13 protein-coding genes are annotated in these 11,775 nt (G+C 32.8%); 6 read left to right on the forward strand and 7 right to left on the reverse strand.

What is annotated here, in order from left to right:
* Window positions 1-7 precede the first annotated feature (7 nt).
* From NAMH_RS06110 to mobB, 7 genes are all read right to left on the reverse strand, one after another.
* Entirely contained in the window at window positions 8-865 is an 858-nt protein-coding gene (locus NAMH_RS06110) for a DnaJ family protein (protein ID WP_015902587.1), read from the reverse strand.
* 197 nt (window positions 866-1,062) lie between these two features.
* On the reverse strand, window positions 1,063-2,424 hold the full coding sequence (locus NAMH_RS06115) for a phosphomannomutase/phosphoglucomutase (RefSeq protein WP_012663711.1): 1,362 nt from the start codon (window positions 2,422-2,424) through the stop codon (window positions 1,063-1,065).
* A gap of 95 nt (window positions 2,425-2,519) precedes the next feature.
* Entirely contained in the window at window positions 2,520-3,095 is a 576-nt protein-coding gene (locus tag NAMH_RS06120; RefSeq protein ID WP_015902299.1) for an NUDIX hydrolase, read from the reverse strand.
* Window positions 3,092-3,967, reverse strand: a complete 876-nt coding sequence (locus NAMH_RS06125) for a hypothetical protein (protein WP_015902323.1) — start codon at window positions 3,965-3,967, stop codon at window positions 3,092-3,094. Before NAMH_RS06125 ends, NAMH_RS06120 begins: the two co-directional genes overlap by 4 nt.
* 60 nt (window positions 3,968-4,027) lie before the next feature.
* Window positions 4,028-5,935 (reverse strand): methionine--tRNA ligase, encoded by a 1,908-nt coding sequence (metG, locus tag NAMH_RS06130; RefSeq protein WP_015902436.1) that lies wholly within the window; start codon window positions 5,933-5,935, stop codon window positions 4,028-4,030.
* Complete coding sequence (locus NAMH_RS06135; protein WP_012663609.1) at window positions 5,932-6,783, reverse strand: class 1 fructose-bisphosphatase; 852 nt, start codon at window positions 6,781-6,783, stop codon at window positions 5,932-5,934. Before NAMH_RS06135 ends, metG begins: the two co-directional genes overlap by 4 nt.
* A gap of 9 nt (window positions 6,784-6,792) precedes the next feature.
* Window positions 6,793-7,284, reverse strand: coding sequence for a molybdopterin-guanine dinucleotide biosynthesis protein B (gene mobB, locus NAMH_RS06140; RefSeq protein WP_041361621.1), 492 nt, complete (start codon window positions 7,282-7,284; stop codon window positions 6,793-6,795).
* A 55-nt stretch (window positions 7,285-7,339) separates the two neighbouring features.
* Between mobB and NAMH_RS06145 the strand changes: the two genes are divergently transcribed.
* The 6 genes from NAMH_RS06145 (at window position 7,340) to NAMH_RS06170 (ending at window position 11,775) form a co-directional block, all read left to right on the forward strand.
* A complete protein-coding gene (locus tag NAMH_RS06145; RefSeq protein ID WP_015901939.1) occupies window positions 7,340-8,593 on the forward strand; it encodes an MgtC/SapB family protein in 1,254 nt (417 codons plus the stop codon).
* 62 nt (window positions 8,594-8,655) lie between these two features.
* Window positions 8,656-9,156 carry a 3-isopropylmalate dehydratase small subunit gene (gene leuD, locus NAMH_RS06150; protein WP_015902067.1) on the forward strand — a complete coding sequence of 167 codons (501 nt, stop codon included), beginning with the start codon at window positions 8,656-8,658 and terminating at the stop codon, window positions 9,154-9,156.
* Window positions 9,153-10,217: a 3-isopropylmalate dehydrogenase gene (leuB, locus tag NAMH_RS06155; protein WP_015902734.1), complete on the forward strand. Its 1,065-nt coding sequence runs from the start codon at window positions 9,153-9,155 to the stop codon at window positions 10,215-10,217. Before leuD ends, leuB begins: the two co-directional genes overlap by 4 nt.
* Window positions 10,204-10,446 carry a hypothetical protein gene (locus NAMH_RS06160; RefSeq protein ID WP_015901954.1) on the forward strand — a complete coding sequence of 81 codons (243 nt, stop codon included), beginning with the start codon at window positions 10,204-10,206 and terminating at the stop codon, window positions 10,444-10,446. Before leuB ends, NAMH_RS06160 begins: the two co-directional genes overlap by 14 nt.
* An 8-nt stretch (window positions 10,447-10,454) precedes the next feature.
* Window positions 10,455-10,703 carry a CiaD-like domain-containing protein gene (locus NAMH_RS06165; protein ID WP_012663773.1) on the forward strand — a complete coding sequence of 83 codons (249 nt, stop codon included), beginning with the start codon at window positions 10,455-10,457 and terminating at the stop codon, window positions 10,701-10,703.
* A 10-nt stretch (window positions 10,704-10,713) separates the two neighbouring features.
* A complete protein-coding gene (locus NAMH_RS06170; RefSeq protein ID WP_143709751.1) occupies window positions 10,714-11,775 on the forward strand; it encodes a tRNA nucleotidyltransferase/poly(A) polymerase family protein in 1,062 nt (353 codons plus the stop codon).

Raw genomic sequence — 11,775 nt, forward strand, 5'->3', positions numbered from 1 at the left:
ATAATGATTATTCAGGCAACTTTTCTTTCATTAATTTCACCAATTCTTCATCCAATTCCTCTATTTTTGGAAGTTTAGGTCTTAATTCCAAATATAAATTACCGTCTTTAACACCATAACCTTTAACTCTCAATTTTTGGCAACATTTTGAGTTTTGAGGAACTTTGACATTAATGTGTCCTTTAAATGTATCTACACCTATTTTACCACCGAACATCATTGTTTTTAAAGGTACTTCTATTTTTTTATATAAATCATTACCCACTCTTTCCCATTCAGGATGAGGAGTGACTTCAACTTCTAAAATTAAATCGCCCCTGTGTCCTTGAAGGGTTTTACCTTTCCCTCTTACTCTTAATTTTTGCCCGGTTTTAATTCCTTCAGGAATTTTTACCTTTATACTTTCACCGTTTAGGTTAATAGTATATACACCACCTTTCATTGCAAGATCAAAAGGTATTTGGATTTTTGCATGTATATCCAAATCTGGCGCAAAACCTCCACCAAAACCGCCAAATCCGTCAAAACCGAAACCTCCAAAACCTCCGCTTGAACGTCTTGAAAAACCTCCGCCGAATATTTGAGAAAGTATATCTTCTAAATCGACATCTTTATGCTGCCTGTAAAAATCCTGGAAGTTTTGACCGTTAAACATAGCATCACCCATTTGATCATACTGTTTACGTTTTTCCTCATCTCCCAGAATTTCATATGCAGTATTTATCTCTTTGAATTTTTCTTCGCACTCAGGCTTTTTGCATATGTCAGGATGATATTTTCTCGCTAATTTTCTATAAGCTTTTTTTATTTCATCTTGTGTAGCATTTTCGCTTACACCTAAAACTTCGTATAAACTTTTACTCATCTCCCCTCCTTTGAATTATACAATATATGGAATTTTATTGCAATATTATACAATAAAATTGAGTCAAAGTCAATCAACTTTTGTAACATTATTACATATTATTAAAAACATTAAATAAGACAGCTCAAAATACCAAAACAAATCAACTAAATTCCAAATATAGCGTCTGTCACTTTTTATTAATATAAAAAGAAAAATTAAAGGAACTTATTTAAAGCTTCCATTAATCTCTCTTCAATAGCTTTTAAATCTTTTTCGTTAACAGCCTCAAATCTTGTTACAAGTACGGGTGTTGTATTGCTCGCTCTTACAAGCCCCCATCCGTTTTCAAATATCACCCTTACACCGTCCACGTCTACAATTTCTTTAATTTGTAATGCACCTTTATTTTCATTCAGGTAACTTTTTAACTCATCGATTATTTTGAATTTTTTATCTTCTGTCGTTTTTACTTTTATTTCGTCGGTATTGTAAACTTTCGGAAGTGATTCAAACTCTTTGACAAAATCAAATTTATCTTTAATGAGTTCCATAATCCTAAATGCAACATAAATCGCATCATCTATCCCAAAGTATCTGTCATTAAAGAATATATGTCCGCTAACCTCCGCAGCTAAATCACAGTTCTGCTGTTTAAGAAGTGTTTTTAGGTTACTGTGTCCCGTTTTATACATTATTGCACGGCCAATTTTATTAATTTCGTCATACATTACCTGAGTGGCTTTTACTTCACTTATAACACATGGGTTATCCATGTTTTTTGCAAAAAAGTACGCAAGAATATCGCCTTTATAGTTATATTTCTGATCCAAAAACGCAATCCTGTCCGCATCTCCGTCAAACGCAAATGCGTATTTTCTTGTTTTAAGCGCATTATATACGTCTTTTAGATTTTCTTCTTCAGTAGGGTCAGGATGATGGTTCGGAAACGTTCCGTCAGGCTTTTCAAAAATAATTTCGTAATTTTTAATACCGATTTTTTCAAGTATATCTCTAAGCACTACACCGGCAACACCGTTTCCGCAGTCAAACACTGCATTTAAATCCATACCTTTCAAGTGTGAAAACTGGTTTGAAATATAATCGACATAATCCGATTTCAGATCGTATTTAATTACATCCGTATTATCTTCTATAGTAATATCATTGTTTAATATTTCATCCCCTAAAGAGTATATATCTTTGCCATAAAAAGGAAGTTTGTCAATTGTTATTTTAAATCCGTTGTATTCGGGAGGATTGTGAGAACCTGTGATCTGAATACTTCCGGATATGTTTATCTTACCTTTATTTTCGATACATAGCGGTCTGAAATTTGCAAAATAATTTGCACCCGTAGGTAACATTCCTCCGCTGATTACTGTTTTACCGGCACTGTTGAGTCCGCTCACAAGCCAGTCGTGTAAAACAGGCGAATGTGTTCTCGCATCGTAACTTACAAAAACATATTCACCGTCAATCTTTGTTCCTAAAAAATAACCTATTTTTTTTACAATGTCTTCATTTAGATCTTTTTCAAATATTCCTCTTATATCATATTCCCTGAAAATATGTTTCATTCTCTTCCTTTTTATCTGTTTTAAGCACAAGAGCTTAATTTCTCCACCTTTTTTCTCTATCTTTTTCTAATTTATCTCTTATTACCCTTCACAAATTATCTACTTTCCAACTTACCCACTTTATTATGTATCCACCATAGCATAGCGAATTTCGCACCCGGTGTTAATACGATATTTTCATCAAAAATAGTTTTGTATACTTTATCTGAAGGTATTTCGACTATTTCTATATCTTCATCGTCAATTCCACCACCTTCATGCACTTTCATACTGCTGTCTACTTCAACATAAAATATCTCCTGATTAGCCGCACTGCTTCCTACACTTGCCCATGTTGATGTAATTTTTTTAATGTCTTTTACGTCAACGTCATATCCGCATTCTTCCAAAACCTCTTCTTTGGCTATTTCAATATTGCACTTATCTTTATCACAAAGTCCAGCACAAAGTTCCAACGTATAACCGTCACCGTTTTTTAAATATACAGGAAGTCTGAACTGCCTAACCATAATTAATGAATTCAAATCTTTATCATAAATTAAAATAGAAACACTGTTGTGTGAGCTGCAAACTTCCCATCTTCTTTTTTTGCCAAAATAATCAAAAAAAACTTCTTTTAACTCTAAAAACTTTCCTTTGCCAAGGATATTGATTTTCGTTATTTTAATCAAAACAGGCTCCCCTCTTCTTCTTTGTTCAAATCAATATCAAAATCTACAAGCATGGCAAAATTAAAGCCTTCCTTTAAAACTGCTTGATTCTCTTCATTTACAATAAGCGTTTTAGCATGCTTGGTGTTAGCTATTAAATAATTTAGTTCTTTAAAAAAAAATCTGTCGTTTTTAATTCCTAAAATCAACACTTTCTCACTTTCTCCGTATTCCACTTCCCTTAATTTATAATCAACAAATACCGGTTTAAATCTTTCAAGTTCAAATTCAAGTGTGAATTTTAAAGAATTGTCTTCAAAAAATTTCAAAGCCCTTGAAAATTCATCTTTATATACATAAGGTAAATTTAATTCTACATTTTGAAATCTTGATTTAAACAAAGACAACTGCTCAAGATCCGTTTTTTTAGATAAGAGCACTTCAATATTGGAAAAAAGCTCACTGAATTTTTTATCAGATGTAATTAAAAATTTATTGTTAATATTTAAAGCTCTGAGTAAATCTTCATAAGATTTTAATACTATCACATTGTCATTGACATTCATTTTTTCAATAATATGTTCTGTTAATTCATCACAGAAAAATATTTTGGTTTTTAAGTTTTCATATTTAAATACATCTATAACAGCCTGCTTAATTGAGTCAACTTTTATCCAAGCAATTTCATTATCGATTATATTTTCATATTTTTCAGAAACAATAGCATAAGCACCGTTTTTTACTGCGTATTCAATATCATTGCTGTCTTTTACAAAAAAACAACTTCCTCTGTTTGCTTTTTCAAATTCATTAGTAAATGAAGTAACTTCACTGATATAAGGAGAGTTCAATAGCTCTCCGCCAATCAGGTTTACCAGGGTTTCTATTTTCAAAACAATCCCTCACCGTTTAAATTAATATTCACCTTCAATCTTCTACCTTTAATCTTTCCCCTACTTAATAGGAGTCCCAGGTTTTTTAGGTTTTTCAGGTCTTATAAGACTAAAGCCGCTCTCATCTTTAGCACCAAGAAGCATTCCTTCACTCATCATGCCCATAAGTTTTGCAGGTTTAAGATTTGCAACCACACAGACATATGTATCTATAAGTTCTTCAGGTTTATAATATTCTTTAATTCCCGCAATAATCTGTCTGTTTTTCCCTTCACCCAAATCAACTTCAAGTCTTAAAAGTTTTTTGGATTTTTTAACTTCTTCTGCCACTACGACTTTTCCGATTTTAAGTTCGGTTTTGAAAAATTCGTCAATAGTGATTAAATTTTGAGGTTTTTCCTCTTTAATTTCAGGTTTTTTCATAAGAGGAGCTTCTATTTTAGGGAAAAGCGGCGGAATTTTTTCAATTACGAAATCATCAAGAAGTTTTCCATCCATTATATTTTTAAAACTCTCCTGATTTATTTCAAAACCTAAAGATTTGGCAATTTTAGCGGTTGTTTTAGGCATTACCGCATGCAGATTCACCGCTACCATTGCAAGAAGATTTGAAATAAGTCCTAAAAGAGCCTGCGCTTTTTCCTCTTCTCCGTTTTTCATAAGTTCCCACGGTTTATACGTATCAATTGCCTTATTTCCGATTGCAAGCACTTTCCATAGTTCTTCAAGAAATTTATGAATCTGCATTTTCCAAAGATATGTTTCTTCTAAATTTTTAACAATCTCTCTGGCTTCATTTAGTTCGTTTGCATAATATTTTTCTACGTTTTTGCTTGTAATTTTACCGTCGAAATATTTATAAGCCATACCTATAATTCTGTTTAAAAGGTTACCGAGATCATTCCCTAAATCGTTATTAATTCTATCAATCAAAGCTTTTTCACTGAAATCCCCGTCCGCTCCGAAAGGCACTTCTCTTAACATAAAATATCTGAAATTTTCAAGCCCGTATGCGTCAGCCACATCTTTAGGATTAATTACGTTACCTTTAGATTTACTCATTTTTTCACCGTCTCTTGTCCACCATCCGTGAGCTGCAATAACTTTTGGAAGTTCATATCCTATACTCATTAAAAACGCAGGCCAGTAAACCGCATGGAATTTAAGAATGTCTTTTCCTACTATATGAAGTTTCGCAGGCCAATATTTTTTTACAAGTTCGTCGTTTTCACTTCCGTATCCAAGAGCCGTTAAATAGTTAAACAATGCATCAAGCCATACATACACAACATGTTTAGGATCATTAATTTCAGGAGGAAGCTTTACTCCCCACTCAAAAGATGTTCTTGTAATTGAAAGATCTTTTAATCCTTCTTCCACAAATCTTATAACTTCATTCGCTTTTGCTTCAGGTAAAATAGGTTTTTTGTTTTTAAGCCAGTCAAGAAGCTGATCTTGATATTTTGAGAGTCTGAAAAAATAACTTTCTTCTTTAATTATTCTTGTAGGTTTCCCGCAGTCAGGGCAGAGCTCATCATTTACAAGCTGGCTTGGAGCCACGAAGCTTTCACAGCTTACGCAGTAATGCCCTTCATAATAATCTTTATAAATATCACCTTTTTTATACATATCCAAAAACGCTTTTTGAACGCCTTTTTTATGTGCTTCGTCAGTAGTCCTTATAAATTTATCGTAACTTATTTCAAACTCATCCCATAAAGCTTTGAACTTTCCGCTGATTTCATCGGCGTATTCTTTTGGAGATTTGCCTCTTTTTTTAGCGGCTTCTTCGATTTTTTGCCCGTGTTCGTCTGTACCTGTTAGAAAAAACGTATCAATTCCTTTAAGTCTGCTGTATCTTGCCACCATATCCGCAATAATAGTTGTATACGCATGCCCTATATGAGGGATATCATTTACATAATATATAGGTGTGGTTAAATAATATGTTTTACACTTGTCACTCATTTCTCTGCCCCTTCGTATGTTTTTAAAACTTTTTTAATTTCATAATTGCTTCCGAAAAAGCATGGTGTTGTATCATGGTATCCGTCGATATCTAAATCTAATAAATCGTTTTTACCGTCAACAGCAAGTCCCCCTGCTTTATTATACACATATGCGAAAGGAAATACTTCAAAAAGTTTTCTAAGCTTACCTTTTGGCTTATCTTCGGTTCCCGGATATGCAAAAAGCCCTCCGCCTTTTAATAAAATCTGATGTAAATCAGGTACCATTCCACCGCTGTATCTTAACCTGTAACCGTCTTTAAAGAAATTATCAATCATCTCTTTATGATAAGGATACCAGTATTTTTGAGTTCCGCCCGGTCCTAATATTTTTCCTTTTTCCTCAAGTCTTAATTCTTTTACAAATTCAAACTCGTTAGTTTCTTCATTCAACCTGAAAAGCTCTACAGTATCTCTTGCCACGACCATTTCCACTCTCGGTCCGTATACGATGTATACAGCAGCCACAATATTTTCACCGCTGTATCCGCCTTTATAAATACCAAAAATACTTCCCACACTTAAATCCACATCAATAAGACTGCTACCGTCAAGAGGATCATATGCCACGAAATATTTGCCGTTGGGATTAGCAGGCATTGCGTCTTCTTTTTCTTCACTAATTATTTCAATTACACTTGATGTTTTTAAAAGATGTCTTTCTACAATTTCATCACTTATTACATCAAGTTTAACCTGAATATCACCGCTTGAATTCAGTGATTCTACTTTTCCTGTATCTTTAGTTTTTATAGCGTCTTTGATTTCAACGGCTATTTTCTGGATGGAATTAATAATTTCGGTCATTTTTACTCCTTAAATGTCTTCGGCATTGTTTAAAACCCACTCGATTATCTGATCAATATTGTTTAAATCAAGAATTTCAATATTTGAAGGAATTTTACTTTTATCAACACTGTCATCTACAGCAACAGCTTTTATATATCTAAAATAGCTCTCATCAACATCACCTCTAAAAACCGCAAGTCTCGGAAGAGGCAGATATTTTAACCCTTCTACAAGTAAAATATCAAAATCGTTTATCATGTTAACAATTTCATCAAGAGATTTTTGCCTGTGTGAAAAGTAAGTCGTTCTGTTTGGAGAAGTAACCACAACTTCAGCACCCGTCTGATAAAATTTATAACTGTCTTTACCTTCGGTATCAAATTTCGCCTTATCAGAAGGATCATTTTTTATTATCGCAATTTTATATGAGCTTATTAATCTTTTAGCTACTTTTTCTATTAATGTTGTTTTTCCGGAATTACTCGGACCGGTAAAAGCTACGGCTTTTCTCAAACTAATCCTTTTTTTTGCATAATTTTATCAAAATTTTTATATAATATATTAAAGGATTGCTATGCAAGTCGAAATTTTAAAAGCTTTTTTTATTACGGTTGTATTGGGATTCATCATCGGGCTTGAAAGAAGCGTGTCTTTTACACAGGAAAACGAAGAAGGGTTTGCAGGCAGTAGAACTTTTACATTAATAGCATTATACGGTTTTATATCAGCTTATATAAATAATTTTGTTAATTATTTTTTATTATTTAGTTTCTCAATTTTCGGTTTGCTTGTTATTATCGCATACTTTTTAAAGGTATATCACTATTCCAAACAAGGTACAACAACCCATATAGCCGCATTAATCACATATCTAATCGGAGTAATGGTTTATTTTAATCAAACTCACTATGCAATATTTATTACGGTATTAACGGTTGTAGTTTTGAATTTAAAAACAAAACTAAAAAAAATAGAAGACAATTTAACTCAAAAAGAGCTTAACGCGGGAGTCTTACTTTTAATTATGACTTTTATCATGCTTCCAATACTGCCGAATAAAGCAATAGGGCCTTTTGAACTATTTAATCCGTATAAAACGTGGTTAATGGCAATAATAATTGCATCTTTGTCTTTTATAGGATATCTCGGCATAAAATTTTTCGGTGAAAAAAAAGGAATTTTATTTACCGCAGCGGCGGGAGGCTTTATAAGTTCTACTGCTGTAACCGCTTCTCTTTCAGCGATGTTTAAAGAAACTAAAACATCCGTATTCACTTATGCCTCCGCAATAGCCATAGCGAATACTTTAATGTTTGCAAGAGTATTAATTGAAGTGTATATTACAAACATTGAAATTGTAAAATATATAGGTATTGTTTACTTATTCGCTTTTATTTATGGTGTTTGGTTTTCATATTATTTTTACAAGAAATCAAAAGAAAACATTCAAACGACTCTTTCTAAACTTGAAAAAAACCCACTGGAATTAAGTGAAGCCATTAAATTCGCAATTATTTTTGCAATTATTTACGCACTTGTAGAATATACTAACAAACATTTTGGTAATTTGGGTTTATATATAGTTTCATTTATATCCGGTTTTACGGATGTGGATGCTATTACACTTTCGTTGGGAGAACTTAGTAAAACAACACTTTCATTAAAAAATGCGGCCATCGGAATAGTTACCGCTTCTATAAGCAATACCCTTACAAAGTTTTTTATTGTTATGTTTTTTTCAAAAGAGTTAGCAAAAAAAACATTAATATTTTTTATTCCGGAAATATTGATTTTATCACTCTCTTTTTTATTTATATTGTGGTTGTAGTATATGTTGAATTTCTTTTTTATTAGCATTTTTGATAAAATTCAGCAAAAAAAAGGAAATTTATGAATGTAATTACAGGAAGAGTTTGGAAATTCGGCGACAACATTGACACAGATTTGATCATTCCTGCAAGATATCTTAATACTTCCGACCCGCATGAACTTGCCAAACACGTAATGGAAGACGCAGATCCTGAATTTCCAAGTAAAGTAAGACCTGGTGATATTATTGTAGCAGGCTACAACTTCGGAAGCGGTTCAAGCCGTGAACACGCTCCTATAGCGCTTAAAGCGGCAGGAGTAGCTGCTGTAATCGCTAAAAGTTTTGCGAGAATTTTTTACAGAAACAGCTTTAATATGGGACTGCCTATTTTTGAACTTCTTGAAAGTGACGAAATTAATGAAGGTGACTTAATTAAAATAGACCTTGACAACGGTATTATTCATAATGTTGATACAGGAAAAGATTATAAATTTACGCCTATTCCGGAATTTATGCAAGAACTAATTGCCGCCGGCGGACTGATAAATTTTGCTAAAGAAATGTTAAAGGAAAACAAATGAGAAATTATAAAATAGGCATTATAAAAGGTGACGGTATCGGACCCGAAATTGTTGAAGAAGCTATTAAAGTCCTTGATGCCGTTGCAAGTAAAGAAGGATTCAATCTTGAATACAACGAATATCTTTTAGGTGGAGCTGCCGTAGACGTATTTGATAATCCGTGTCCAGATGAAACGATAAAAGGTTCTCTAAACTCAGACGCCGTGCTTTTCGGTGCAATCGGCGGACCTAAATGGGAGAGTTTGCCTAAAGAAAAAAGACCTGAATCGGGACTTTTAAAACTTAGAAAATCTTTAGGACTTTTTGCGAATATCAGACCTGCTATCATATTTGACGAACTTGTAAACGCTTCAAGCCTGAAGCCTGAAGTAATCAAAGGTGTAGATTTAACAGTAGTAAGAGAGCTTACAGGCGGAATATACTTTGGTGAGCCGAGATACAAAGACGACAATAAAGCATATAACACAATGATTTATACAAGGGATGAAATTGCGAGAATTGCAAAAATCGCTTTTGAAGAAGCTATGAAAAGAAAGAAAAAAGTGACGTCTGTCGATAAGGCAAATGTACTTGAAGTTAGTGAACTTTGGAGGGAAGTTGTAGAAGAAGTGGCTAAAAACTACCCGGAAGTGGAACTTGAACATATGTATGTAGATAATGCGGCAATGCAGCTTGTAAGAGACCCTAAACAGTTTGACGTTATCCTTACAGGAAACATTTTCGGTGACATATTAAGCGATGAAGCAAGTATGATCGTAGGAAGTATCGGTCTTCTTCCGAGTGCAAGTATAGGTGGGAAAGTCGGACTTTTCGAACCTATCCACGGAAGCGCTCCTGATATAGCGGGACAGGGAATTGCAAACCCTATCGCAACAATTCTTAGTGCTGCAATGATGCTTGATTTCTTAAACGAAACAAGCGCTGCCGAAAGAATCAGAAATGCAATAAAAGAAGTATTAAAAGAAGGTTATAGAACAAAAGATATAGCCGCATTCGACGCAAAAGAGGTTGTTACAACAAGTGAAATGGGAAGTTTAATAGCAGACCATGCCGCTAACTAAAACAAAAACTTATGCAAGAATACTCGAAACTCAAGGCTTCAAACAAGAAGCTCTTGAGATTTACGAAGAGTTGTTGAAAGAAACTGAAGATCCGGAAATAGTGGAAGCTATTGAAAGACTGAAAAAAAGAAAATTTTTTGAAGGCGTAAATGTTTTAAAGTTAAAAGAATTTAATGACATTAACCAGCTTAACAGGTATGATTTTGAAAAATGGCTAAGTGAAATTTAAGGATTGCTATGGATTTAAAAGACACTATATTAGAAACCCTGCAGGAAATCGAAGAAAGTGCAATCAGTGAAGAAGAACTCTCGCCTGCTACAAAATGTGATAAAGAATTTTTAAAACATATTAAAGAAAGACTTCTTGTACTGTTTGAAGGTTTACAATCTCCAAACACAGAGAATTTGGATGTAAAACTTGACGTCACTCTTAACTTTTTAGAATATTTACTTGTAAAAATAGATGAAAAACTCTCACAAAAGTGAAAAGTTAAAAGTGAAAAATGAAAAAAATGATGATTTAGAATTTTTAAAAAACTTTTTCTCCCCTTTTACTTCACGTGTATATCTTGTAGGTGGATGTGTACGTGATGAAATTCTTGGTATAAAATCAAAAGAATTCGATATAGAAGTTTACGACATCACTCCTGAAAAGTTTGATATTCTTATGCAAAAGCTTGGAGCCAAAGGTGTTGGCAAAAGCTTTTTCGTATATAAATGGAAAAACTTCGATATTTCACTTCCACGCACCGAAACCAAAATAGCAAAAGGACACAAGGGATTTGAAGTAAGTCTTACTCAAGACGAGAAAACTGCTTCAAAAAGACGAGACTTTACAATGAATGCTCTCATGAAAAATATTTATACCGGTAAAATACTTGATTTTTGGGGTGGAATTAACGATATTAACAATAAAATTATAAAACACATAGATGATATATCTTTTGCGGAAGATCCTTTAAGAGTATTAAGAGCAATGCAGTTTGCGAGCAGGCTTAAATTTAAAATAGAGAGAAAAACTATTGAACTTTGTAAAACATTAGATTTAAATGAACTCTCACGTGAGCGGATTTTTATGGAATTTGAAAAAATGTTCAAAAGCAGGTTTTTATATTATGGTTTTTATTATTTTATCGTACTTGATATTGCAAAAAAAATTTTAAATATAGAATTTACAAAAAAAGAATTTTTTAAACTTGCCAAAATTTACAGACAAAACCCCCTTGAGAGTTATTTTTTATATCATCTCAGATACACAAAGAACATACCGGTGGATGTTCTCGCAAAAGCATTAAACATTACAAACATATTAAAAAGAGATATTAAAATTAAAAAAATGCCAAAAATTATTACAAATAGATTTCTTTACGGTCTTTCTTTAAAATACCCTTTAAAAAAATTCAGTATTTTGAATTTTAATTGCTGCGAAAAATGGATAAAAAAGGAAAACCTTTGGGATAAAAAATATAAGCCAAAACACATTGATCCTAAAAACCCCAGAATCTCCATACTCACAGAAATAAGAAAATATGATAAAATCATAATTAAAAAGGGATAG

It is taken from the genome of Nautilia profundicola AmH (assembly GCF_000021725.1).
Lineage (GTDB): Bacteria > Campylobacterota > Campylobacteria > Campylobacterales > Nautiliaceae > Nautilia > Nautilia profundicola.